The organism is Gordonia sp. LMA167, from assembly GCF_058130025.1.
In genome coordinates, this window is the sequence record NZ_CM176708.1 from 1,154,145 (window position 1) to 1,177,189 (window position 23,045).

The 23,045-nt window shown below is 67.0% G+C and carries 23 protein-coding genes and 3 tRNA genes; 17 read left to right on the plus strand and 9 right to left on the minus strand.

What is annotated here, in order from left to right:
* Positions 1–41 precede the first annotated feature (41 nt).
* A tRNA-Ser gene (locus ACVT6V_RS05125) sits at positions 42–126 on the plus strand.
* A gap of 42 nt (positions 127–168) precedes the next feature.
* Entirely contained in the window at positions 169–693 is a 525-nt protein-coding gene (locus tag ACVT6V_RS05130; RefSeq protein WP_489898735.1) for a hypothetical protein, read from the plus strand.
* Between the two features lie 130 nt (positions 694–823).
* Here ACVT6V_RS05130 and ACVT6V_RS05135 read toward each other — a convergent pair whose 3' ends face one another.
* Positions 824–1,216 (minus strand): hypothetical protein, encoded by a 393-nt coding sequence (locus ACVT6V_RS05135; protein WP_489898736.1) that lies wholly within the window; start codon positions 1,214–1,216, stop codon positions 824–826.
* 270 nt (positions 1,217–1,486) lie between these two features.
* Between ACVT6V_RS05135 and ACVT6V_RS05140 the strand changes: the two genes are divergently transcribed.
* Entirely contained in the window at positions 1,487–2,719 is a 1,233-nt protein-coding gene (locus ACVT6V_RS05140; protein ID WP_489898737.1) for a multidrug effflux MFS transporter, read from the plus strand.
* A gap of 17 nt (positions 2,720–2,736) precedes the next feature.
* Here ACVT6V_RS05140 and ACVT6V_RS05145 read toward each other — a convergent pair whose 3' ends face one another.
* The 4 genes from ACVT6V_RS05145 to ACVT6V_RS05160 form a co-directional block, all read right to left on the minus strand.
* The gene (locus ACVT6V_RS05145) at positions 2,737–3,384 is read right to left on the minus strand and encodes a DUF5701 family protein (RefSeq protein ID WP_489898738.1); all 648 of its coding nucleotides are present in this window, start codon (positions 3,382–3,384) and stop codon (positions 2,737–2,739) included.
* A gap of 30 nt (positions 3,385–3,414) precedes the next feature.
* Positions 3,415–4,395, minus strand: a complete 981-nt coding sequence (locus ACVT6V_RS05150; protein ID WP_489898739.1) for an alpha/beta hydrolase — start codon at positions 4,393–4,395, stop codon at positions 3,415–3,417.
* A gap of 57 nt (positions 4,396–4,452) precedes the next feature.
* Positions 4,453–5,451, minus strand: a complete 999-nt coding sequence (locus tag ACVT6V_RS05155) for an alpha/beta hydrolase (protein WP_489898740.1) — start codon at positions 5,449–5,451, stop codon at positions 4,453–4,455.
* 144 nt (positions 5,452–5,595) lie between these two features.
* Positions 5,596–6,411, minus strand: coding sequence for a class I SAM-dependent methyltransferase (locus ACVT6V_RS05160; RefSeq protein WP_489898741.1), 816 nt, complete (start codon positions 6,409–6,411; stop codon positions 5,596–5,598).
* Between the two features lie 177 nt (positions 6,412–6,588).
* On the opposite strand from ACVT6V_RS05160, the gene ACVT6V_RS05165 reads away from it, so the two are divergent.
* Positions 6,589–7,263 (plus strand): winged helix-turn-helix transcriptional regulator, encoded by a 675-nt coding sequence (locus tag ACVT6V_RS05165; protein WP_489898742.1) that lies wholly within the window; start codon positions 6,589–6,591, stop codon positions 7,261–7,263.
* 24 nt (positions 7,264–7,287) lie between these two features.
* On the opposite strand, the gene ACVT6V_RS05170 is transcribed toward ACVT6V_RS05165, so the two are convergent.
* Complete coding sequence (locus ACVT6V_RS05170; protein ID WP_489898743.1) at positions 7,288–8,301, minus strand: magnesium transporter CorA family protein; 1,014 nt, start codon at positions 8,299–8,301, stop codon at positions 7,288–7,290.
* A 43-nt stretch (positions 8,302–8,344) separates the two neighbouring features.
* On the opposite strand from ACVT6V_RS05170, the gene ACVT6V_RS05175 reads away from it, so the two are divergent.
* Positions 8,345–9,475 (plus strand): acyltransferase family protein, encoded by a 1,131-nt coding sequence (locus ACVT6V_RS05175; protein ID WP_489898744.1) that lies wholly within the window; start codon positions 8,345–8,347, stop codon positions 9,473–9,475.
* A gap of 39 nt (positions 9,476–9,514) precedes the next feature.
* The gene (locus tag ACVT6V_RS05180; protein ID WP_489898745.1) at positions 9,515–10,756 is read left to right on the plus strand and encodes a hypothetical protein; all 1,242 of its coding nucleotides are present in this window, start codon (positions 9,515–9,517) and stop codon (positions 10,754–10,756) included.
* A 14-nt stretch (positions 10,757–10,770) separates the two neighbouring features.
* Here ACVT6V_RS05180 and ACVT6V_RS05185 read toward each other — a convergent pair whose 3' ends face one another.
* Positions 10,771–11,250, minus strand: a complete 480-nt coding sequence (locus ACVT6V_RS05185) for an acyl-CoA thioesterase (RefSeq protein WP_489898746.1) — start codon at positions 11,248–11,250, stop codon at positions 10,771–10,773.
* Positions 11,251–11,452: 202 nt separating this feature from the next.
* Between ACVT6V_RS05185 and ACVT6V_RS05190 the strand changes: the two genes are divergently transcribed.
* Complete coding sequence (locus tag ACVT6V_RS05190) at positions 11,453–12,436, plus strand: alpha/beta hydrolase (RefSeq protein WP_489898747.1); 984 nt, start codon at positions 11,453–11,455, stop codon at positions 12,434–12,436.
* Between the two features lie 18 nt (positions 12,437–12,454).
* Here ACVT6V_RS05190 and hisC read toward each other — a convergent pair whose 3' ends face one another.
* Complete coding sequence (gene hisC, locus ACVT6V_RS05195; RefSeq protein ID WP_489898748.1) at positions 12,455–13,525, minus strand: histidinol-phosphate transaminase; 1,071 nt, start codon at positions 13,523–13,525, stop codon at positions 12,455–12,457.
* Between the two features lie 110 nt (positions 13,526–13,635).
* On the opposite strand from hisC, the gene ACVT6V_RS05200 reads away from it, so the two are divergent.
* The 9 genes from ACVT6V_RS05200 (at position 13,636) to ACVT6V_RS05240 (ending at position 21,373) form a co-directional block, all read left to right on the plus strand.
* Positions 13,636–13,724, plus strand: a tRNA-Ser gene (locus ACVT6V_RS05200).
* A gap of 45 nt (positions 13,725–13,769) precedes the next feature.
* Positions 13,770–13,845: transfer RNA gene (locus tag ACVT6V_RS05205), tRNA-Arg, on the plus strand.
* Between the two features lie 144 nt (positions 13,846–13,989).
* On the plus strand, positions 13,990–15,333 hold the full coding sequence (locus tag ACVT6V_RS05210; RefSeq protein WP_489898749.1) for a cytochrome P450: 1,344 nt from the start codon (positions 13,990–13,992) through the stop codon (positions 15,331–15,333).
* Positions 15,334–15,370: 37 nt separating this feature from the next.
* Positions 15,371–16,690 carry an acyltransferase gene (locus ACVT6V_RS05215; protein ID WP_489898750.1) on the plus strand — a complete coding sequence of 440 codons (1,320 nt, stop codon included), beginning with the start codon at positions 15,371–15,373 and terminating at the stop codon, positions 16,688–16,690.
* 24 nt (positions 16,691–16,714) lie between these two features.
* The gene (locus tag ACVT6V_RS05220) at positions 16,715–17,146 is read left to right on the plus strand and encodes an NUDIX hydrolase (protein ID WP_489898751.1); all 432 of its coding nucleotides are present in this window, start codon (positions 16,715–16,717) and stop codon (positions 17,144–17,146) included.
* A gap of 105 nt (positions 17,147–17,251) precedes the next feature.
* The gene (aqpZ, locus tag ACVT6V_RS05225) at positions 17,252–18,055 is read left to right on the plus strand and encodes an aquaporin Z (protein WP_489898752.1); all 804 of its coding nucleotides are present in this window, start codon (positions 17,252–17,254) and stop codon (positions 18,053–18,055) included.
* 45 nt (positions 18,056–18,100) lie between these two features.
* The gene (locus ACVT6V_RS05230) at positions 18,101–19,798 is read left to right on the plus strand and encodes a cation:proton antiporter (protein ID WP_489898753.1); all 1,698 of its coding nucleotides are present in this window, start codon (positions 18,101–18,103) and stop codon (positions 19,796–19,798) included.
* Positions 19,799–19,945: 147 nt separating this feature from the next.
* Complete coding sequence (locus ACVT6V_RS05235; protein ID WP_489898754.1) at positions 19,946–20,668, plus strand: hypothetical protein; 723 nt, start codon at positions 19,946–19,948, stop codon at positions 20,666–20,668.
* An 81-nt stretch (positions 20,669–20,749) separates the two neighbouring features.
* The gene (locus tag ACVT6V_RS05240; protein WP_489898755.1) at positions 20,750–21,373 is read left to right on the plus strand and encodes a putative glycolipid-binding domain-containing protein; all 624 of its coding nucleotides are present in this window, start codon (positions 20,750–20,752) and stop codon (positions 21,371–21,373) included.
* 32 nt (positions 21,374–21,405) lie between these two features.
* Here the strand turns inward: ACVT6V_RS05240 and ACVT6V_RS05245 are convergent, their stop codons facing one another.
* On the minus strand, positions 21,406–22,377 hold the full coding sequence (locus ACVT6V_RS05245; protein ID WP_489898756.1) for a prephenate dehydrogenase: 972 nt from the start codon (positions 22,375–22,377) through the stop codon (positions 21,406–21,408).
* A gap of 95 nt (positions 22,378–22,472) precedes the next feature.
* On the opposite strand from ACVT6V_RS05245, the gene ACVT6V_RS05250 reads away from it, so the two are divergent.
* Entirely contained in the window at positions 22,473–23,018 is a 546-nt protein-coding gene (locus ACVT6V_RS05250; protein ID WP_489898757.1) for a tRNA adenosine deaminase-associated protein, read from the plus strand.
* Positions 23,019–23,045: the final 27 nt, after the last annotated feature.

Sequence of the window (23,045 nt, forward strand, 5' to 3'; positions counted from 1 at the left end):
ATGGGATGGTCGTCAGCCGATTCCAGTAGCCTCTTCGGCAGGGAAGCGTGGCAGAGCGGCCGAATGCACTCGCCTTGAAAGCGAGCGTGGGTAAAACCACCGGGGGTTCAAATCCCTCCGCTTCCGCAGTCAGAGGCGGTCTCTGAGACAGCCGGTACCGTCGGGCAGATGACTCAGGGGCGGAGATCTGGGCGGGCCCGGCTGATCGGCGTTGTCCTCGTTGCGTTCCTGAGTGCTTGTGACCCTTTCGGCGAGCCGGATCTCAGCTCGCGCGACGTCAACGCCGAGCAGGCCGAGCAGGTGCTGGCCCAGGAACACATCGCGTTGCCCGACCGCTACGAGTTCGTGGCCGGCGTGGTGTTCCCCGTGGGGTTCGTCGGTCGCCCGGGTTACGACCTGAGCTACGAGGCCCCCGCCGAGGTGTTCACGGACCCGCGCCCGCTTCGGTCCGCCTACACGGGCAGCACCTTCGGCCTCGAGTTCCCGGAATTCCGCGCCGTCGGCTGCGACGCCGGGGTGTTGACCGTTGCGCGCGACCGGAAGTGGGTCGCCTGCACCCCGGAGACCCGCGCCAAGTTCAGCACGACGGGCAATGATCCCACCGACGCCTCGCACCCCATGTACCGGAACTCGATCGCGCTCGTGGCGGGGGACGGGAAGACCCAGGTGATCGTCGTGCTCGGCGGGTCGTGATGACCGCAGTCTGACCAACCGGTGACCCACGCTCACGGGTTCTCGAGACAGAAACCCCACCTGTCGTCAGATACATGTGGCGTGCGACGTGTATCTGGCGAGAAGTGGGGTTTCTGTTTGTGCGGGACGGTCAGTTGACCTTCTTGAGGTAGGAATTGCCGAACGGGATGTTGCCGTACCCGTAGTTGGTCCCTCGGTAGCCGTCCCGGGTCTTCGTGTAGTGGTCGCGGGCGAGCCAGAGCGAGGTCGGGTTGTCCGCCGAGGTGACGTCGCCGCCGTCCCTTGTCGGGACGATCGGCTGGTTGTAGAGGTTCCACGGTCCGACGCCGAGATAGTCGCTGTACATGCGGTTTCCGATGACCCGGGCATTGCTGTCCGGCAAGGGGATCACGCCGTAGAGATCTCGGTGGAACTTGTACTTGCCCGGCGCGATCTTGGCGTCTGCGTGTCCGGCTCCGAGGCTGATCCCCATGACGGCTGCTCCGCCGATCAGGGCCCCCGCGATGATCTTCTTGAGTTTCACAGTTCGGGGACATTATCCGATGGCGTTGGGGGAGTCTCATCCTCGTCATCCAGGCGAATGATCCTGGCGTGTTGTCGGTGATGTCGGCGGACACTTTTCGTCCTATTTGACGGTTCGGTATGTCGATTCGGTCGGGGTGAGTGCTGAGATCACTGATTTCAATCCGCCTTGGCCGTGCGGGGTCTGGATCCGACGGATGCAACTACCTCACTTGTGCGGATGTTGCGATCGGACAGCCAGAGGATCCGGCCTCTTCGATATCGTCTCCAGGTGACCCCGACGACCAGCACCACACCGGCCCGCGAGGGTCTCGGCCCGCGATTGCTGTTCGCGCTCGCGTTGTTGTCGGCCACCGCACCGATCGCCACCGACCTCTACCTCCCGTCGTTTCTGGAGGTGAAGGAGTCGCTGCACACCGATGCGACGCATGTGCAGCTCACGCTGACCGCGTTCCTGATCGGTGTCGGGGTCGGTCAGGTGATGTGGGGGCCGCTCTCGGACCGTTTCGGCCGTCGCGGTCCGCTGCTGATCGGGTCTTCAGTGGCGGTACTCGCCGGGGTGGCGGTGGTCGCCGCGCCGAACATCGAGGTCCTGATCGCCGCACGGTTCGTGCAGGCGGTCGCCGCGGCCGCGGGGATGGTCATCGCCCGCGCGATCATCTCCGACCGGTTGCGGGGCTTCGCGAGTGCCCGATCGATGACGCTGATGATGACGATCACGAGTCTCGCTCCGGTGATCGCGCCGGTCATCGGCGGCGTACTCGCCGGACACATCTCCTGGCGCGGTGTACTCGCCGTGATCCTCGGCGCCACGGTCCTGCAACTGATCATGGCCATCACCTCGGTGCCGGAGTCGCTGCCGGCCGAGCGGCGTGGCGCCCGACTCAATCACCATGACCTGCTGAGCCGCTTACGACGGCCCGCATTCCTCGCCTACGTCTTCACCCAGGCGTTCGCCTTCGGCGCCATGATGTCGTACATCTCGAGCTCGTCCTTCGTGTATCAGCGCGTGTTGGGCACCTCGTCGCTGGTCTACGGATTCTGCTTCGCGGTCAATGCGCTGGGGTTGACGGCGGCGGGCCTGGTGGCGGCACGGCTGTCGCGCAGGCACGTACACCCTGCTCACATCGTCCGGATCGCGTTGCCGGTGCTGGTGGTCGCCGCGATCTGCGTGCTCGTCGCGGTCCTCTCACCAACCCCCGTGTTGCTGGTCATACCGCTGTTCGTCGCCGTCACCGCGGTGGGCTTCGTGATGGGCAACGCCACCGCACTGGCGATGGAGCACAGCCGTGATGCGGCCGGTGCCGGCAGTGCGGTCCTGGGTGGACTCATGTTCCTCATCGGTGGGGTGGTGTCGCCGCTCGGAGGTCTGGCCGGCGACGACACCGCGCTACCGATGGCCGTTCTGATGGTCGGCTCGGCCACGGTCGCGCTGGGATGTTTCGTCCTCGCCCGACGCTACGTCGCGCGGCACCCCGACACGGAGGCCGCCTTCAGTCGGTGACCTCCACCGGGCGGCGCTCAGATCGCTCGACGCCCTGCCGCCGAGGCGAAGCCCAGCCAGGTGTGCCGGTTGCCCGCCCAGCACCAGCCGACCTTCGGCGCACCCTTGCGTTCCCTCCCGTCGCGGCCGGTTCCGCCGGAGATCCAGATGGCCGGTGTCCGCGCGTCGAGGCGGCCGTTCGCCTTCCGCAGACGCGAACCGATCGTCATGAAGCATTTGTTGGGCTGCAATCGCTCAGGTTGTTGGAGCAGCCACGCGATGCCCTCGCCGATGGTCAGCGGGGTCCGTCCGTTGTCGGTGATCGCGGGTAGCGCCTCGTCGGGACTCCAGTTCGACATCGCATCCCCGCGGTCGACGTCGGTGACCAGATAGAACAGTGCGTCCGGCACCGCGATGCCGGGGATCGGCGCGAAGTCGTCGAGGTCGGTCATGTCGACGACGACGAATCCGGGTCTGCCGGCCCGCCTCAGTAGCGGCGCCAGCGTCGACGGCGCAATCGTCGCGGCACTCGGCACGAGCAACGCATCCTCGACGTCACCGGCCGCTGCGGCGGCATCGAGAATCATCGTGTCCGACATGCCCGCCAGGGCTCCGATGCCGAGATCGACCAGACGCCTCGCCTGGGCGAGGACATCCGGCACGACCAGCGGGGACGGTGCAGTCACCACGCCGATGGTACGGGAGGTCGAGGTGGGTCAGCGCAGACCGAGTGAACGCATGAGGACCGGCCACGAGGACACGAGTTCGTCGTTCCAATAGCCCCACTTGTGGGTCCCGGACGGCCGCAGATCGCTTGTGTAGGGGATGTGCAGCGCCGACAGCCGGGCGGTCATCTGACGGGTACAGCTCAGACTGAAGGCTTCGCCCGCGATGCCGGCCACGGTCTGGTCGACCGGATCGCCGAGCAGGTTGTTGTACCGGCCGGGAACCCCGTTGCCCGACGACAGGTAGATCGTCTTGCCCCGCAGGCGCGGAGCCATCAGGTAGGGATCGTGGGCGGCCCACGCAGGATCGCCGACGGGTCCCCACATGTTCGCCACGTTGCCGCCGCCGCGGGCCACATCGAAGGCCGTGACGAGCTGATCGGGGATGCTGGAGATGTTCGCGCAGTGGCTGTAGCTGGCGACACCGCGATACAGCCAGGGGTGGCGCGCCGCCAGGGTCAGCGCAGCGACGCCGCCCATCGACGTCCCCGCGATCGAGTTGCGGCCGTTGCCGCCGAAGCGTGCGTTGATCAGGGGAGGCAATTCGGACGTGAGGAACGTCTCGTACTTGAACTTCTTGCCGATGCCCGGGTCGACGGCCCGCCAATCGGTGTAATAGCTGTGTGGGTCGCCGACCGGCGTCACGACATTGAGGTTCTCGCGCGCGGCCAGCCGCGACAGCGATCCGTACAGGTACCAGCCCGACGCAGCGGGACTCGCCTCGGCGCCGTCGAGCATGTACAGGGTCGGCCGGGAGCCGCCCCACCCCGGATGCTGGACGTCGACCGTCACCGTCCGCCCCATGGCCGGTGACCACACCTTCAGCCGCTCACGACCGTGGTACGGATAAGCCGAGACGACGTGTGCAGCCGGCCGTGCGGACGCCGGTGGTGCGGTGAGCAGCCCTGCTGCCACCGTCAGTGCCGCGCCGACGGCGACCGCCGCGCCGAGAAACCGTGCCCGTCGAACCACGTGTAGACCTCCAGTACCCCGACCGCTCACAGTTGTCGTATATCGCTGATGCAGCGCTCACCGTAACCCGAGTGAGCGCATGAGCACCGGCCAGGACGTCACCAGCTCGTCCTTCCAGTAGCCCCATGCGTGTGTGCCGGACGGATGCAGGTTGGCGGTATACGGGATGCCCAGCGAGGACAAGCGCGCCGTCATCTGCCCGGTACAGAAGCCGGACCCGATCTCGCCGACGATGCCACGAAGCGTCTCGTCGACGGGGTCGGAGAGCAGATTGTTGTATTTGCCCGGAACGCCGTTGCCCGACGACAGGTAGATCGTCGTGCCCCGCAGCTTGTCGGCCATCAGGTACGGGTCATGGTCGGCCCAGCCGGGATCGCCGATGGGGCCCCACATGTTGGCGGCATTGCCACCCACACGCGAGACATCCCATTGGGTGAGCAACTGATTGGCCAGGCTCGAGATGTTGGCGCAGTCGCTGTACCCGGCGACCCCGCGGTAGAGAGCCGGTTGGCGTGCGGCCAATGTCAACGCCGCGACGCCGCCCATGGATGCGCCGGCGATCGCGTTTCGTCCGTTGCCGTTGAACTCACGGTCGACCAGCGGTGGCAGCTCCTTGGTCAGGAACGTCTCGTACATGTACTTCTTGCCGATGCCGGGATCGACCGCGCGCCAATCGGTGTAATAGCTGTGTGGATCACCCACCGGGGTCACGACGTTGAGCTTCTCGCCCTTGGCGAGCGTGGCCAGGTCGGTCCGGGCATACCAGCCCGATTCCTCGTCGTGCGCCTCGGCGCCGTCCAGCATGTACAGCGTGGGCCGGGAGGCATCGCCGGCCGGGTGCGCGATGTCGACGGTGACGGCGCGCTCCATCGCCGGTGACCACACCTTGAGACGGTCCCGGCCGTCGAAGGGCGTCGTCGACATGATGTACGGCGTGCCGGGATCAGGGGGCGGATCGGCCCTCGCCGAGGGCACATCGAGCGAGCCCGCCGACCCGACGCCGAGCGCAACGACCACCGGGGTCAGCGCAGCCAGGAGTCGTGCCCGTCGAGCCACTGCCGACCTCCCCAATCTTCACATCCGCCACTTCTGCACCATCTGTAACAGGTAGAAGTATGTCGGACCTGGATTGATAAGGCGAATCGCGAGATCGTTCCGCAACGACGCGGTGACCTCGCCGCAGCTCGACGGGCACCTGCCTCACTCGGCAATCGTGGCGGTGACCAGCAGGTATTCCCAGTGCATCACCCCGTTGTCGAGGTACCGATCGGCCAGTTCGGCCATCGCACGGTCCAACTCGGCCGCCCGCTCGGTGTCATCGCCGATGTACTTGAACGCGGCGATCGTCGGGCCGTAGGTGGCCTTGAAGAAGTCGCGGAACGCCGCACCGTCCGAGAACTGGTTCACCTCGACCGTCTCGGTGGTGGCGGTGAAGTCGCGTACCCGATCACCGAACAGGGTTCGCACATGATCGGTGTCGCCCCACAGCACGCCGGGCTGGGCGCCGGGAGGCGGCGGCGGTGCGTAGGGCTTCATCACGGAGAACAGCTCGCCGATGAAACCGGTTGGCGTCCAGTTGATCAACCCGATGCGACCACCCGCACGGGTGACACGGGTGAGTTCGTCGGCGCAGCTCTGGTGATGCGGGGCGAACATGACACCGACAGCGGATACCGCGATGTCAAACGTGTCGTCGTCGAACGGCATGTCCTCGGCATCGGCTGTGCGCCAGACAATCCCGAGTTCACTGGCGCGACTCTCGCCGACCTGCAGCAACTCCGGGGTGAGGTCGGTGGCGACCACATGGGCTCCCGTCGCGGCGGCCGGAATGGCCACGTTTCCGGCACCGGCGGCGACGTCGACGACGCGGTCATCGCCGCCGATACCGGTGGCGTCGACGAGACGCGGCCCGAAGTCCGCGATCACATCGGCGACGGCGGGATAGTCCCCGGACGCCCACATTGCGCGGTGACGGCTCTTGATCGTCGCGTCGGTGGTGATGGTGGTGGTCGACATGTGGGTCTCTCCTTCTACTCGATGCGCATCACTGTCGATGTGCTGTTGTCAGCGTCGTCGGCGGTGGCACCCCGCCTCCAGACCAAGAAATGAACCGGCGGCAGTACAAGATCTGTACTGGCCTTCCGTTCTCGTCAGGTGTGTACTTGAACCCGGTCGATCAAAAAGGTGGTTGCGATGCCCTCATACGGACAGTTCTGCCCGGTGGCCAAGGCGATGGAACTCCTCGACGAGCGCTGGACGATGCTCGTCGTGCGCGAACTGCTGTTGGGCAGCAGGCATTTCAACGAGTTGCGCCGCGGGGTGCCGAAGATGTCGCCGGCGCTCCTCACGAAGCGACTCCGAACACTCGAGCGCGCCGGGGTCATCCGACGCTCCGACGTCGGTGGTCGTTCGGTCTACACCCTCACCGAGAAGGGCGAGGAACTCAACGAGGTGGTGACCGCACTGAGTTCGTGGGGAATCCGGTGGATCGGCGAACTCGGCGACGCCGACCTCGACCCACATCTGCTGCTGTGGGACATCCATCGGACGGTCCCGATCGATCAATGGCCGCGGAAGCGGACGATGGTCGAGTTCAACTTCACCGATGTCATCGGCAAGGCGGGATTCTGGTGGCTCGTGGTGACCGACGGTGAGACCCAGATATGCGACTTCAACCCCGGTTACGACGTGGATGCCACCGTCGTCACCGATCTGCGTACCCTGACCGAGGTGTGGCGGGGCGACATCGACTGGCGAAAAGGGCTGAGTGAGGAGCGGATCGCCATCGAAGCACCTGCCGATGTCCGGCGGCAGGTGCCGGGCTGGATCGGCCAGAGCGTATCGTCGGCGATCCCGCGTCCGGCATGAGGTCTGCCGCGGCGACGTCCGCGGTCACAGCCAGTCTCGGCGCCGGAAGCTGACGTACAGTCCGAGGACCACGACGACGATGAGCACTGTGCTGGTGATGAATCCGAGGGTGTGGGTGTAGCCGGGGAACGGCACATTCTGGCCGTAGAACCCGGTGATGGCGGTCGGGACCGCGATGATCGCCGCCCACGCCGTCAGCTTCTTCATCACCGTGTTCAGTCGCGCATCGGCCAGCGAGAGATTGGTCTCGAACACGGTGGTGATCATGTCGCGCAACGATTCCGTCCACTCGGCGGCCCGCAGGGCGTGGTCGTAGAGATCGGAGAAATGCGGGTCGAGTTCGGATGGCGCATGGTTCTCGAATCGTCGACGCTGGATCGCGCCGATCACCTCACGCATCGGTAGCACCACGCGGCGCAACTGGACGAGATCCTTTCGTAGATCATAGGTTTGGCGTTGCAGGGTCCGGCCGGACACCCGCTCGTCGAACAGCAGGCCCTCGAGGCCTTCGATGGCGTCGTCCATCTGCTGGACAGCATCGAAATGTCCGTCGACCACGACGTCGAGCAACCCGTGCAGCAGTGCGCCGATCCCGTATTGTTGTCCGCCACTCTCGTCCCAGCGGGCGGTGACCTCGTCGATGTCGAATCCTTCGGACAGGCGCACCGTGATCAGCGCGTTGCCCTTGATGAACATCGAAATGCGGTGCAGGGCGAACGACTTGGCCCGCTGCGCCGGCGGGGTGGTCGCAGAGCGCCGATCGGTCCGGTCGCACGTGACGGCGTAGACCATCATGAAGGTGTGATGGGCATAGGTCACCGCCTTCACACGCTCGGCCGACGACGTGGTGTCCTCCACGGCGAACGGGTCGAGATCGAGTTCGTCGGCCAGTGCGGCCATCGTCTCGTGCGTCGGGCATTCCAGATCGGCCCAGATGAGGACGCCCTGCTCGCCGATGCAGTCCGAGATCTTGGCCAGTTCGAAACCCTCGGCTTTCTCACCGTCACGCCAGATCTGGCCCCGGATACGTTCGGACATGCCCACATCCTGCCACCGGGATCACAGGTGGCAGGATCGCACCATGGCCGCACGGACCCCGTCGCTCACCGGCATCCGGACGGTTGCCGCTCTGACGGTGTGCCTCACCCACGCCGCGTTCTGGACCGGCCACTACACCGACGACCTCGCCGGTCGGCTGATGTCGCGCTTCGAGGTCGGGGTCGCGATCTTCTTCGTCCTCTCCGGATATCTGCTGTTCGCGCCGTGGGTCGACGCGCTCGCAGGGCAACGTCGGCGGCCGTTGGTGGGTCGCTACTTCTGGCACCGGGCACGACGTATCCTCCCGGCGTACTGGCTCACGGTGATCGCCGTATACGCGCTGTTCCTCGTCTACGAACCGCCCGACGCCGCGCCCACCGGCTCCGGCTGGACGGGCTTCCTGCGCAACATGACTCTGACGCAGGTCTACGGACTCGGGCATCTCCACTCGGGGCTGACCCAGATGTGGAGTCTGGCGGCCGAGGTCGTCTTCTATCTGGTGCTCCCGCCGATCGCCTGGGTACTCGCGGTGATCGTCTGCCGCCGACGCTGGCGACCGGATCTGCTCATCGTCGGGCTCGCGGTACTACTGCTCGTGTCGCCGATCTGGTCGGTCGCGGTCGCGGGCAGCTCCGGCATCAGCCCGACGGCCCGCCTGTGGGCGCCGGCCTTCTTCGGGTGGTTCGTCGCGGGGATGTTGTTGGCGGTGTCCCGGCACCTGGTCCGTCGCTGGAACGCCACGCTCTCGGTGGCGGTCGCGGTGGGCGCGTTCCTGCTGTCCGGCGCCGACGCCGCGGGCGAACCCACCATCACCCCGACCACCGCCTCGGCGACGATCGTCAAACACCTGCTCTACGTGATCATCGCCGTCGGACTCATCGGGCCGTTGACCATGCGGGACCAGACCGACTGGTGGGCGCGCGTGTGCGGCTGTCGCCCGATGGTCTGGTTCGGGGAGATCTCGTACGAGTTCTTCCTCGTCCACGTGGTCGTCCTCGAGGTGGTGATGGACGTGTTGGGGTACGGGGTCTTCACCGGCTCGATGCTGGTCGCGTTCCTCGTGACGACCCTGGTCAGTGTGCCGGTGGCGTGGGGTCTGCACCGGGTCACGGCGCCGATCACCCATGCTCGGACGCCCGGGCCACTCGTCGCGCGCAGGTACGATCGATCGTGACGTCCGGCAGGTCCGGATGGGGAATCGAGGGTTATCCGAATGGTCGACAACCGGCGTTCCGGTCTTCCGGCCGGGACCACGACGAGTGACGAGATACGAGCGTGGTGCGATCAGTCGCGGCTACCCGGCGAACGCCCGGAACTGTCCGACACCGCCGGCGTGCTTGTCGCGTCCGGATTTCTCACCCCGGGTGGGCGCGCCATCGTGGTACGCCGGATCTCGACGGGACTGCCGGTGCCGGCGTTGCCGGGCGGATTCGGCAACCTGAGACGACTGCAACGCCTCATCGGGCAGACCGAGAGTCAACTGGCCAACCCGATGATGCCGAGCGTCGTGGCAGCGGTGATGCGCAACCGTCTCAACGGTCTGCATCGTCGACGTGACGACGCCCGCAAGGTCCTCGTGACCGCGAAAGGCGTGTTCGCGGGTGGGACCCGGGCGATCCGACGTGAGCGACGCGAGAACGTCTACCTCGAGATCGAGGAGCGGGAGCGGCTGTTCGCGGGATTGCTGTGCACCCCGACCCCCAACGTGAACACCTCCGGATATGTGCGGCGTGCGGGGACGGCGGCGATCGACCGGATCGCCGGTGTCGTGGGCCAGGTGGCGGCCCGCTCGGGTCATCCGCAGGCCGGCGAATGGGCGAACCAGATCCTGACCCCGGACCGCGACGACAACCCCCAGGCCCCGGCGGCCATCCCCGGCTCTGCGGCATTCGTCGACGGATACGAGACGCTGCTGTTCGTCGCCGGACACTTCTACGATCGCATCGTCCGCAACCCGGCGTGGCTGTCCGACCACTTCGAGATCCAGCGCACGCAGGTCAATCTGCACGCCGAACTCGCCGAGATCGCCGCCGACGTGATCGCGCTGCGGGCGGTACGCATCGATCTGGACCGGGCCAAGCGCAACGGCGGCTTCGACCGGGCGTTCGCCGAACACATCGACCGCCGCGAGACCACGCTCCGGCCGGTGTGGACCGAATTGATCGATCGGGTGCAGGCCCTCGGCGAGGTGGCCTCCGTCGTCGAATCGGCTGCGATCGAGTTGCGGGTGCTGGCCGAGTACAACCGCGCCAGCACGATCGACGACCGGATCGACGAACTCATCGCGCGCTCGGGCGACCGGGAGATCTCGGTGGACAATGCCAAGCGACTCACCGAGCAGGTCCGCAGCGGGGAAGAGCAACTGCGCATCTACCGGGACGTGCTGCAGGGCAACATCGCCCGCATCTCGCCTGCCGTGCCGAGGGAACTACCCGCCCGCTACGAGCCGTCCTGACGCCGCGTTCGAGGTCACCGCGTCCAGGACCGCAGGTAGGCCTTCTCGGTCGCCGTGAGTCGACGCAGAGTCTGCGCCTCGACGTCGACGACCGCCATCTGTGTGCTCGCCACGCAGGCGGGCTTGGCACCCGGTTCGTCACCGCCGGCGCGGACCTCGTAGCCGATCGTGAAGTCGACCGACCGGTTGCCCTTGATCCACATACCGATCTGCAGCGGCGAATCGTCGTGGCGCAGCTGACGCTGATACCGGATCTCCACGTGCACGATCATCGCGCTCGTGATCAGCGGCGTGTACTCATCGCCGGCAGACACCAGCCACGCGATCCGCGCCTCCTCCATGAGCGTGACCATGCGTGCGTGATTGATGTGGCCGAACGCGTCCATGTCCGACCATCGGACGCCGACGTGGGCCACGAACGCGAAGCCGTGCTCGTCGAGTCCCGATTCCGCGGTTTCGTCGGCGTTCGCGGTGGGGTTCTGTGCCGGAGTCATCAGCCAGCCTTTCCGAGGTGAGTTCGTCGACGCGCACATCCGTGATCCGCAGCCTATTCTCAGGGGTTCCGCAAGCCGGATGTCGATCAGTACCCTGTGGAGGGGACGACGCGGTCCTCAGGGGGTACCGCAGGGTCGGAATGAGGGTGCTCGACGACGACGATGTCGACGGGCGGGGATACGCGTTGTGGTGAGGGAGAAGATGCGCAAGTCGAACCGGTGGGCGACGGTTGTCGTCTGCCTGATGATCGCGTTGCTCGTGGCGCCCGCCGTAGCCCATGCCGACGACACGAAGGCCGCGAGGATCTCCAAAGCCACCAAACTGAGTCCGCTGCGCACCGACATCTGGGTCAATTCCCCGGCCATGGGCGGCAAGGTGAAGGTCTCCGTGCTCACCCCCCAGTACTCTGCCGGTCCCCGATCGACGGTGTATCTGCTCGACGGCGCCGACGCCGGTGAGAACGTCAGCGACTGGATCACGAAGGGCAAGGCCGGGAAGTTCTTCGCCGACAAGAACGTGAACGTGGTGCTCCCCACCGGCGGTGCAGGCAGCTTCTACACCAACTGGCTGCATCGCGACGCTGCGCTCGGCAAACCGCAATGGGAGACCTTCCTCACCCGGGAACTGCCGCCGCTGATCGATGAGAAGTTCGACGGGACCGGCCGCAACGCCGTCGTGGGACTCTCCATGGGTGGGCAGTCGGCCTTCACCCTCGCCGTCCGCCACCCCAGCCTGTACACGGGTATCGCCTCGTTGAGCGGCTGCCCGCCCGTCTCGGGGCCGTTGAACGAGAGCTATGTGCGAACCACTGTCGCCAAGAGTGGCGGCGACGCCACCAACATGTGGGGCCCGTTCGGCTCGGCGAACTGGTTCGCGCACGACCCCACCCGGCATCTCGACAAGCTCCGCGACAAGAACATCTTCATCTCCGCCGGCTCGGGAGCCGTCGGGCCTCTGGACCTGACCGCGCCCTATGACCCGAAGGACGGTCCGCGGTCGGCGGTCACCGCCGCCGGTTCGGCGCTCGAACTTGGCGCCTGGCGCTGTTCGCTGGAGTTCGCGGCGACCCTGAGGGCCAACAATGTGCCCTTCACCGACGGCTTCCACTTCATCGGCACGCACAACTGGGTGTACTGGGAGCAGGATCTGCCGGCCGCATGGCCGACCATCGCGCGCGGCCTCTGAGTCGGTCCGCGAACGAACTCACGCAGGCGTTCGGGCAGCCCACTGCTCGGCGAAGGCCAGGAACACGTCGTCCTCGCCCGGGTTGGTGACCGTGACCCGGACACCGTCACCGGCGAACGGGCGCACCACGACGCCCGCCTCGACACAGGCCTGGGCGAACTCCATCGTCGGGTCACCGAGCTGCAGCCAGACGAAGTTGGCCTGCGAATCCGGCACGCGATAGCCGAGGTCGCGCAGCCGCGCTGACACGCGGGTGCGTTCGGCCACGACGGCGTCGGTGCGCGCCAGCAGCTCGTCTTCGGCGTCGAGGCAGGCCAGCGCGGCACTCTGGGCGAGGCTGCTCACCGAGAACGGGACGTGTACCTTGCCGAGCGCGGTGATCACCTCGGGATCGGCCATCGCATAGCCCACCCGCAGACCGGCCAGACCGTAGGCCTTCGAGAAGGTTCGCAGCACCACCAGGTTGGGGAACTCGCGACGCAGTTCGACGGCGTCGTAGGCCTGGGTGGGCCCGAGCCGCAGGTACTCGAAGTAGGCCTCGTCGAGGGCCACGATGATGTCGGAGGGCACCACCCGCAGGAACTCGAGCAGGGCGTCCGCCTCGACGACCGTGCCGGTCGGGTTGTTCGGGTTGCAGACGAAGATCAGCCGCGTGCGGTCGGTGATCGCGGCGGCCATCGCCGGCAGGTCATAGGTCAGGTCGGCGTTGAGCGGCACCTGCACCGGGGTCGCACCCACGACCCGGGTGGCCAGCGGATACGTCTCGAACGATCGCCACCCGAAGAGAACCTCGTCCCCGGGGCGGCTGGTGATCGAGATCAGGTTCTGGCAGAGGATCACCGACCCGCATCCGACTTGCAGCTCGGCCTCGGTCACGCCGAGCTTCTTGGACAGCGCCGCGGTCAGCTCGACCATCCCGTTGTCGGGGTAGCGGTTCACGGCCGCCGCGGCCGCGCCGATCGCATCGAGCACACTGGGCAGCGGTCCCTCGGTGACCTCGTTGCTCGCCAGTTTCACCGCACCGGGAAACGTCTTCCCGGGCACGTAGGCGGGCAGGTCGTCGAGGTCTGGGCGGATGCGCAGGGTCACCCGTCAAATGTAGGTCCGAGGCCTCGGAACGGCCAAAATGGTGGCGGTTTGCTTCGCGGCGCGCGGAGTGTGTAACCTTTCGCTTCGGCAGTTCGAAAGGACTCCGCCAAGGAGGCGTGCCAGAGCGGCCGAATGGGACTCACTGCTAATGAGTTGTCTCGCTAAAACGGGACCGGAGGTTCAAATCCTCTCGCCTCCGCCGACCTACGGTCACGCCGACCGTGGGAGTACAACTGAATAGCACGCGCCCGTAGCTCAACGGATAGAGCATCTGACTACGGATCAGAAGGTTTGGGGTTCGAATCCCTACGGGCGCACCACAGACACCCCGCACCTGGCAGCCAGGCGCGGGGTGTTCTGCATCCTTGTCATCTGTCGCCCGGAACGCGCAACCCTCCCGGTGAGGCGGAGTACGATCTGGTGTCTCCGCGGTGGTGTCGAGCGCCTCGCAGTCTGGGGAATCCATGATCGAGCCGACCGGGCCCGAGCCCGGTGTATCGACGCCGGGCCGGTTGACTCCACCGGCCGTGCGCGCACCCAAGGTGGTGCAGGGTGTCGAGTTCGCGCTGTTCCGCCGCAGGGCGATGCGCACATGGATCGAGCGGCACGGACGCGTCTTCGAGATCAACGTCCCGTTCTTCGGTCACTCGGTCATCGTCTGCGATCCGGCTCTGGGGCCGTCGGTGTGCGCAGCGCATTCGGACCAACTCGTCAATGTGCAGCCGAATCTCAGCAATCTGTTCGGCCCCGGGTCGGTGTTCGCGTTGGACGGGCATTCGCACCGTGCGCGGCGCAGGCTGCTCGCGCCGGCGTTTCACCCGCAACGCGTCCAGAGTCTCGAGGACATCATCGTCGACGAGACTCTGCGTGAGAGCGCGAGTTGGCCTGAGGGAAGGCAGTTCAGGACGCTCGAGCCGATGAACCGGATCACCCTGGGGGTGATCCTGCGAGCCATCTTCGGTGCCGAAGGGGCCGAGATCGACGAGCTCCGAGAAATCGTCCCGGCGTGGGTCAAGCTGGGATCGGTGATGGCATTCGTGCCGGCGCCTCCGTTCCGGACCGGACGCAGAAGTCCGTGGGGCCGGCTCGACGCGTTCCGCACGCGGTTTGACCGGATCGTGTTCACGCTGATCGCGCAGGCCGAAGCCGACCCGGGCCTCGGCGAGCGAACGGACGTGCTGGCACTCCTGGTTCGAGGCTCGGAGAACGACGACATGGGGTTGTCGCGGCGCGATATCTGCGACGAACTGCTGACGCTGATCGGTGCCGGCCACGAGACCACGGCGTCCGCGCTGGGCTGGGCGTTCGAGAGACTGCGACGCCATCCCGAGGTGCTGGACGAACTGGTCAGAGAGGTCGACGAGGGCGGCGGCGACCTTCGGCGGGCCGTGATCCTCGAGTTGCTGCGGGTACGAACCGTGATCGACGTGGCGGGCCGCCGGGTCCGGTCGTCGCATTTCGACCTGGGTGGGTGGGATATCCCGGGCGATCGCACCGTGCTCGTCAGCATCGCCGATCTCCACGAGAATCCGGAGAGCTTTCCGGATCCCGGGCGATTCGATCCGGAACGCTTCCGCCACGCCAAGACGCCGACACCGGGGTGGCTGGCGTTCGGCGGGGGAGCGCGGCGATGCCTCGGCGCCGGCTTCGCGATGATCGAAATGGACATCGTGTTGCGGACGGTTCTGCAGAATTTCCGGATCGAGACCGATTCCGTCGCCGACGAGAAGTCACATTTCCGAGGAGTCGCGCACACCCCGAAGCGCGGCGGGCGCGTCGTGGTGACCCGCCGAACGCCCACTCGATGAGGCGTGGGCGGCACCCCTCCGGCGTACACTCCGGCGTGTGCCGACCCAGCTGATCAGGCCGTTGGACACACGCCGGTTCGACATTCGCTGCGACGTCGGCGACGCCATGGTGGCGAACCTGGCCATTCACAACGTCCTCTTCTTCGAGCGGCACCTCGACCCGAGGGCGCTCGCCGACGCGTTCGCACACGCCCTGACGAGCCTGCCGATCTATGCGGCGCGCCTGGGCATGGCCGCCGGCGCGATGCGCATCCGATGTTCCGGGCGGGGTGTGCCGTTCACAACGGTGTCGTCGGACCGCACGCAGCACGACGCGATCAAGTCCATCGTGCAGGACGCCGGCGGGTGGCTCATCGACCCCGTGAACGGCGCCGCGGGCCGGTGGGGCTGGGGTCCGGTGTGCAAGGTCCGTGTCACCCATCTCGCCGATGATGCGACCGCGATCGGGTTCTCGTTTCACCACGTGCTCGGCGACATGCAGACGTTCATGCTCTTCATGAACGCGTGGGCCGCCGCTGCCGCCGGCGATCCGGTCGCCGAGCCGTTGATCGTCGACGACCGTCCCGCCTACCTCGACGAACATCTCCCCGCCGACGGCGCCGCCGAACCCGGGGTGCGCTGCCTCGGGCTCGGCGAACTCGCGCGCAGCGCGTGGTACCTGGCCCGCGATGCGCGACGGCAGCGCACGCTGGGGCTCTACTTCGGGGACGACGAGATAGCCCGCATGCGCGAGACGTATGGGGCCCGTGTGCGCCTGTCCGCGAACGACGTTGTGTGCGCACACGTTTCCGCGGCGCTCATGCAGGCAGATGCCGCGGTGGACCGTCGCACCCTCGCGCTCGCGGTGAACGTGCGCGGTCGGTGCGGTCTCGACCCCACGCTCGTCGGCAACATCATCACGACGCTGAACGTGGACCTGCACCGCGGAGACGACGCGGGAGCGACGGCTGAACGCATCCGTCGTACCGTCGATCACTTCGACGCCGAACACTGCGATCTGCGTATCAACCAACGTTTCCTGGACGCTGCGGGAGCGTGGCGGGGCGCGCGGTGTGTATCCACAGCCTTCAATCCGGCCCGGTGGAACCCGCTCGTCACGAACCTGAGCGGGTTCGGCGTCCATGACATCAGGTTCGAGGGCGCCTGTGCGTCCTACTTCGCGCCGGTGCTGAAACTGCCGGTGGCGGGACTCGGCGCCCTGACTGAAGGGGTCGGGGGTCGAGGACTGGTGTTTCAGATGGCCCTGCCACCCCAGGAGTTCGAGGCCATGACGAGCCCGGCGACGACCGAACGCCTGCACCGATTTCGGCAGGTGGACGACGATATTCCACGGCTTCACCGGGAGGTCCACCGGTGAATTACACACATGTGAGTAACTTCTGTGGATAACCGTCGGAGTGCGCGAACGATCGTCGTCAGCGGTGTCGTCGTCCGCGACCGTGCAGGGCTTCTGCTCACCGTCCGCAAGCGCGGCACGCAGCGTTTCATGCTTCCCGGTGGCAAGCCCGAAACCGGGGAATCGGCGATCGAGGCTGCCGCGCGGGAATGTCTCGAGGAGATCGGGCTGCACGTCGCCGTGACGGATCTGCGTCGCTGGGGATGCTTTCGTTCGGCTGCGGCCAACGAAGACGGATATGACATCGCCGCAACCATTTTCGAATATCCGCCCATCGGCGGTGAGATCGCGCCGGCTGCCGAGATCGCGGAGATCCGATGGCTGGACATCGATCTGGCGACATTGCCCGACGATCTTGCGCCGGTCGTCACCGATCATGTGATTCCGGCTCTGCGGGCCCGAAATTCGACTCACTGACTTTACCGAAGTTTTCCCGACGTTCACCGATTTCAAGATTATTTCGGTTACCGTGACCCCCGGGGGACCTTTAGCGCGCCGAACAGAAACGAGAGGATTCCTTCCATGGCATCTCCATCGCCCGTGGCGAAACTCGCGGCGGAGTTATTCGGAACGTTCTGGCTTGTCTTCGGGGGCTGCGGGTCGGCGATCTTCGCCGCCAAGCAGATCGCCGAGGCGACCGACGGCGGTGACAACTATCAGGTCGGCATCGGCTACCTGGGCGTCGCGCTGGCCTTCGGTCTCACTGTGGTCACCATGGCGTACGCGGTCGGACACATCTCCGGCGGCCATTTCAATCCGGCGATCACCCTCGGTGCGGCGGTGGGCGGCCGCATGTCGTGGAAGGAACTGCCCGGGTACTGGATCGCTCAGGTCGTCGGGGGTCTGCTCGCAGGTCTGCTGCTGCTGGTGATCGCCAGCGGCAAGGACGGATTCGACCGTATCGGCGGTATGGCGGCCAACGGTTACGGCGACAATTCGCCGGACGGGTACTCGATGCCGGCGGTCTTCATCGCCGAGGTTCTGCTGACCGCGTTCTTCCTCCTCGTCGTGTTGGGCACGACGGGTGGCAAGGCCCCGAGCACGTTCGCGCCGTTGGCGATCGGCCTGTGCCTCACCCTGATCCACCTCATCTCGATACCGATCAGCAACACGTCGGTGAATCCCGCCCGGTCGACGGCCGTCGCGTTCTTCAACGGCGACGGCGCCCCGGCGCAACTGTGGCTGTTCTGGGTGGCCCCGCTGCTCGGCGGACTCATCGGCGGCCTGCTGTACCCGTTGCTGTTCGAGGACGGGAAGCTGAAGATGCTCGCCGGTACCCCGACGGACCAGGCAGCCGAGCGGGAGTCCGAAACCGCCGGCCGCTGACCGCCAGGCCAGCGAAATGGTCGCTGGCCTGCGACAATCCAGGCCATGGAATTGCTCATCCTGGTGCTGGTCGGCGCGATCATCGTCACCGCGATCGCCGACCGGCGGGGGATGCAGCCGGCGCTGATCATCGTCGTGATCGCGCTCGCGGTCTCGTTCATACCGGGTATGCCGCAGGTCGAACTCGAGTCGGAAGTCCTGCTGACCGTCGTCTTGCCACCGCTGCTGTATTCGGCGGCACTGGGCTTCTCGTTCCCCAGTTTCCTGCGGAACCTCAAACCCATCCTCGGGCTGGGTGTCGCGATGGTGGTCATCACCGCGCTGGTGGTGGGTTGGGTGGCATCGCTGGTCATTCCCGGCTTCACCTTCATGCTCGCGTTGCTTCTCGGGGCCATAGTGGCGCCGCCGGATGCGGTCACCGCGGTCGCGATCGGACGCAAGCTGGGTCTGCCGAAGCGCCTGATGACCATCCTCACCGGTGAGAGCCTGGTCAACGACGCCGCGGCGCTGTCGTTGTTCGCGATCGCCATCTCCCAGATCGCCGGGACGCACTCGTTCATCGACAACCCGCTGCTGCTGTTCGGCTACAACGCGGTCCTCGGGCCGATCGTGGGCGCGGTCCTCGGTGTGCTGACGTTGTGGATTCGGCGGCATCTGCAGAACCCCGCGCTCGAGACGGTTCAGGGATTCGTGGTGCCGTTCGCGGCCTTCCTGACCGCCGAACACCTGCATGCGTCGGGAGTGCTCGCGGTGGTGATCGCCGGCTTCGTCGTCGGATCGGGGTCGGTGCACGCCGGCTACCAGACCCGTCTGCAGGAACGCTACGTGTGGAACTCGGTCGACGTGCTGCTCGAGGCGTTCGTGTTCGCCTACATCGGTCTGCAGATGCGGTTCATCATCGAAGACCTGAGCGAGGCGCGAGAATCGTTGCTGCACATCGCGCTGGCCTCGGTGCTGGTGCTCGTCGTCGTGCTGGCCATCCGCCCGATCTGTGTGTTCGCGATGTTCGGGCGCGGCGTGGTGAGCCGGCGCATCGACAGCTCGATCAGTGTGGAGGTGACGCCGAGCCCACGTCGATCGACCCGGCGCGTCGCCACGGTGAGCGACCCGCCGAAGCGGCGGCGGCGCTTCTCGTCTCGCATCGACAACCGGCACCTGACCTGGCAGGAATCCACCGTGATCGCCTGGACCGGCATGCGCGGTGTGGTCACCCTGGCCGCGGCCTCGGGCATCCCGGTGGTGACGGCCTCTGGCGAACCGTTTCCCGAGCGGTCCGCGATCCAGGCCATCGCTTTCGTCGTCGCGGTCGGCACGATCCTCATCCAGGGGCCGACGCTGCCGTGGCTCATCCAGAAGCTGCACCTGCACAACGAGGACGAGGAGAACTACGACCAGGAGCAGACCGTTCGCACCGAGCAGATCGTGCAGGCCGCCGCCCAGGACGTGATCGCCGGTTTCGTGGCTACACCGCCGGCCGAACTCGACCCGGCGACGGTGGAGTACATCAAGGACACCGTGGCGCGGCAGTCGCGCGACGTCGAGGAGATGCCCGATCCGGAGGCGCACACCGCGCGCACCGACGCTTTCGCCGCCCTCTACCGGGCCGTGCTCGAAGCCCAGCGCGAGGCTCTGGTGGCCGAGCGGGAGGTGGGGAACGTCGAGGACGAGGCCGTCCGCGCGATGCTGGAGCGACTCGACCTGCAGGAAGCCGGTCTGTCGGCGCGCCTGGAGAGCCGCCTGTAGTCCAGGCCTCCGGTTCGGTCCGGAGAGCTGTTCCGCACGCCGTCACGGTCGCGACGTAATGTCGAAGGAGCGGGCGGTGTCGCCCGCGATCCGGCGCAGACCGGACCCGATGAGAGACGCGACGAGACACGCGACGGGAGGGCCGACATGGGACAGCCCACCGGGCAGCCGCCCCGTCCGGCGCCGCCCCCCGACGATCTGTACCGGGTCCCGCTGTTCCCCCAGCTGTATCCGCCGCTGGGCTATGCGCCCGACGGAACCCCGCTGTTCGTGCCGGGGCAGCAACCGGGCCAGACCCCATCGGGTGACCCGATCCGTCCGGACGACGACCCCTCCGAGGGGTCGGGCCCTCCGGAATCGGAACCGGGGGCGAACGACGCCAAGGGCGGTCGGGCATCCGCCTCGGATCGCCGGCTGGTCGCGATGGTGGCGCTCGTCGCGATCGCGGCTCTCGGACTTCTCGCTCTCACCGTCGGCCGGGCGGCGCTGCGCGGCGCCGATCAACCGGCCGCGCAGCCGAACCTGCCGGTGGTGATCTCCGAGCTGCCGACACAACCGCCCATCGGCGACCCGGCGACGCCCGACACCCCCGGTATCCCGGCCCGGCCGGTGGGCAAGGAAGTCGTCTACCAGGTCACCGCGTCGAGCCCGACCACGATCCTCTACGTCGATGACGTCGGCCTGCGCACCACCGTCGGTGCACCGGCGTCGTGGACGGTCACCTTCACCGGCACGGCCAACCCGCTGCGCATCCTCGTCCTCGCCGGGCAGGGGGAGGCGATGTGCTCGATCAAGGTCGACGGTCGCACCGTGGCGAGTGATCGGATCTCGCCCGATTCGCCGCGCCGTACGGTCTCCTGCCGGGCCTGATGGTGACGTCGATCACCGTTCGAGCGCTCGTGGATGCCCATCAACTGTGTGCTGAGGTGATCAGGTCGCTACCGTAGACCTGTGAGTTCTTCTCAGACAGCACCAGAGAACACCGCGTCGTCGGGCGGCACGTCGTCGTCGCCGGACCTCAAGACGGTCATCACGTGGCGCGGCGAGGGCGCTGACCGGCTCGAACAGGTCCGCCTGCTGGTCACCGGTGCGCGAATCAAGGCCTACGGGCGCATCATCTCCGCCGCCACCGACGAGCGTGAGGCGTTCTCCGCGTCGTACGAACTCGTCACCAATGACCTGGGTGTGACCAAGCGTTTGTCGGTCCATCTACTGCGCGCGAGCGGAGAAACACAGCTCGCCATCACCCGTGACGGCGAGCACAACTGGCTGGTGCAGACGGCCGACGGCATCACGCGCAGCGACTTCAACGGCGCCGAGGATGTCGATCTCGCCCTGTCGCCGATGTTCAACGCCCTTCCGATCCGGCGCCATCGCCTGCAGGAGGGCGGCGCCGAGGTCGACGTACCGGTGGTGTACCTCTACCTGCCGAGCGGCAAGGTCGAACCGGCCACCCTGCACTACACGCCCGGACCCGAGTCGATCGGCGTCGTGTCGCCGGTGGTGACCTCGTCGCTGACCGTCGACGACAACGGCTTCGTGGTCGACTACGTCGGCTTGGCCACGCGCGTCTGAACCCGGCCATCTGAACACCGGGCCACCGGCGCTCAGCCCATCCACACCCGGCCCTGATGGGCCTGCCGTCGGAGTTCCTCGGCCCACCCGGGATCGCCGATCCGCACTCCGGTGATCGGCACGGGGTCGACTCCGGCGATGGCGTCGTAGGCGAGCCGTGATCGATGACCGTCGTCGACGAGGATCTCGACCGTGCCGTGATCGCGGAGTTCGTCGCGTGCCGAGATCAGCCGGTCGATCGTCTCACTGAGGACGTTGAGCAGCGCGATCCCATTGGCCTCCAGCATCGCCCGCTGCAACGCGGGGGCGGTCCCGGCCACCCGGGTCCCGTCGCGGAAGCTGCCGGCGGCGAGGCGCAGCGCGAGATGGCTCTCTCCGGCCCCGACCGCAGCGGTCGCGGCGGCGGTCAGGTGCGGTAGATGCGAGATCGCGGCGACGGCACGGTCATGCGCGTCGGGGGCGGCCGGTACCACGCAGGCGTCGACGGCGCGCGCCAGCGACGCCACCGCCAGCCAGTCGTCGGGGTCGGTGCGGTCCTCGGTGGTCACCATCCACATCGCCGTGCGGAAGAGGTCGGGATCGGTTGCCGGCCACCCGGACCGACTGGTCCCTGCCATGGGATGACCGCCGACGTATCGCACGCCCGGTGCCAGCCGCGCGACCGCGTCGGCCACCGGCCGTTTCACGCTGATGACATCGGTGAGCAGACAGCCGGGTGCGTGCTCGGCGATCGCCGGGAGCAGCGCGTCGATGGTGGTGACCGGCGTCGCCAGAACGATCACCGCGTCCTGTGCGCTCGCCTCGGTCAGCGTGGCCGCGAGGTCCGTCGACGCGCGATGACCGGACGCGGTGGCGGCGTCGACCGTCTCACCGGAACGGTTGTAGCCGAACACCGCTCGGCCGTCGTCGTGCAGGGCCCGCAGCAACGAACCGCCGATCAGACCCAGTCCGAGAACGCAGACCGGCCGGACGGTGGACGGGGTGGGAGCGGCGTCGGCAGTCACCCCATCACATTCCCACACCGGCCGGAGGTGGTGAACAGCGAGGAGTCGGCGACCGGGACTTGGGTGCCCCGCCGTTAACGGCTACGGTGACCTGCATGGCAGGTGCCGGAGCGGGTGTATCGGGTGGTTCGAGCAAACAGGACGTATCCGACGAGATCGAGGGTTTCGCCGTCGCGGTGGTTCGCGACGAGGGCGCGTGGAAGGTGACCGCGCTGAAGCCATCGGCTCTGCAGGATCTCGGCGACGCCGAGCGACAGTTGCGTGAGCTGCGCGCGACCGGCGCCGTCTTCGGGTTGCTCGACGTCGACGACGAGTTCTTCATCGTCCTGCGGCCGGCCCCGCAGGGACCGCACCTGCTGGTCTCCGACGCCACCGCCGGCATCGACTACGACATCGCCGCCGACGCCCTCGACGCGATGAACATCGACGTCCCCGACATCGACCCCGACGAGCTCGACGATGTGGACCCCTGGGAAGAGGGCGATCTCGGCATCCTGGCCGATCTGGGACTGCCCGACGCGGTGATGAGCGTGATCGTCGGCGACACCGACCTCTACGCCGATGAGCAGGTCGGCATGATCGCCGCGCGCCTCGGATTCGCCGACGAACTGGCCAAGGTGCTCGACAAACTGGGGCATTGAGCCCGGCCCCCGTCGGACCGCCGCGGG

Bases quoted from the DNA above. Each gene is read 5' to 3' on its own strand.
- ACVT6V_RS05130 (WP_489898735.1), top strand. From the start codon at position 169: ATGACTCAGGGGCGGAGATCTGGGCGGGCCCGGCTGATCGGCGTTGTC.
- aqpZ (WP_489898752.1), top strand. From the start codon at position 17,252: ATGGCATCTCCATCGCCCGTGGCGAAACTCGCGGCGGAGTTATTCGGA.
- ACVT6V_RS05170 (WP_489898743.1), bottom strand. From the start codon at position 8,301: ATGTCCGAACGTATCCGGGGCCAGATCTGGCGTGACGGTGAGAAAGCC.
- ACVT6V_RS05175 (WP_489898744.1), top strand. From the start codon at position 8,345: ATGGCCGCACGGACCCCGTCGCTCACCGGCATCCGGACGGTTGCCGCT.
- ACVT6V_RS05185 (WP_489898746.1), bottom strand. From the start codon at position 11,250: ATGACTCCGGCACAGAACCCCACCGCGAACGCCGACGAAACCGCGGAA.
- ACVT6V_RS05230 (WP_489898753.1), top strand. From the start codon at position 18,101: ATGGAATTGCTCATCCTGGTGCTGGTCGGCGCGATCATCGTCACCGCG.
- ACVT6V_RS05180 (WP_489898745.1), top strand. From the start codon at position 9,515: ATGGTCGACAACCGGCGTTCCGGTCTTCCGGCCGGGACCACGACGAGT.
- ACVT6V_RS05160 (WP_489898741.1), bottom strand. From the start codon at position 6,411: ATGTCGACCACCACCATCACCACCGACGCGACGATCAAGAGCCGTCAC.
- ACVT6V_RS05190 (WP_489898747.1), top strand. From the start codon at position 11,453: ATGCGCAAGTCGAACCGGTGGGCGACGGTTGTCGTCTGCCTGATGATC.
- ACVT6V_RS05210 (WP_489898749.1), top strand. From the start codon at position 13,990: ATGATCGAGCCGACCGGGCCCGAGCCCGGTGTATCGACGCCGGGCCGG.
- ACVT6V_RS05235 (WP_489898754.1), top strand. From the start codon at position 19,946: ATGGGACAGCCCACCGGGCAGCCGCCCCGTCCGGCGCCGCCCCCCGAC.
- ACVT6V_RS05250 (WP_489898757.1), top strand. From the start codon at position 22,473: ATGGCAGGTGCCGGAGCGGGTGTATCGGGTGGTTCGAGCAAACAGGAC.
- ACVT6V_RS05165 (WP_489898742.1), top strand. From the start codon at position 6,589: ATGCCCTCATACGGACAGTTCTGCCCGGTGGCCAAGGCGATGGAACTC.